General features: G+C 73.7%; 1 protein-coding gene. It reads left to right on the forward strand.

The window, feature by feature from the left end:
* Positions 1–419, forward strand: a 419-nt coding sequence (locus tag IF30_RS42930) for a condensation domain-containing protein (protein WP_037903216.1), incomplete at both ends; no start/stop codon positions are given.

Below are 419 nucleotides of genomic sequence, written 5' to 3' on the forward strand. Positions count from 1 at the left end.
CACCCCCCACACCGGCACCCGCCCCACCCTGCGAACCACCCCCACCCGACCCGACCCGCTCCCCCTCTCCTACGCCCAACAACGCCTCTGGTTCCTCCGGGAGTGGGAACAGGGGGGCTCCTCCTACAACATCCCGCTCGCGCTGCGCCTGCGCGGCCCGCTCGACCGGCAGGCACTCCAGGAAGCGCTGAACGACGTCGCCGGGCGGCACGAGGCCCTGCGCACCCGCTTCCCCGCCACCGGCGGGACGCCGCGCCAGCAGATCGCCGACGACGTCTCGATCCCGCTGCGGTTCGCGGCCTGCCCGGGTGTGGAGCTGGCCGGGCACCTGGCGCACGCGGCCCGGCACTCGTTCGACCTGGTCGCCGAACTGCCGCTTCGGGCAACCCTGTTCAGGATCGGCAAGGACGACCACGTGC

Source organism: Streptomyces sp. NRRL S-350 (assembly GCF_000719705.1).
Lineage (GTDB): Bacteria > Actinomycetota > Actinomycetes > Streptomycetales > Streptomycetaceae > Kitasatospora.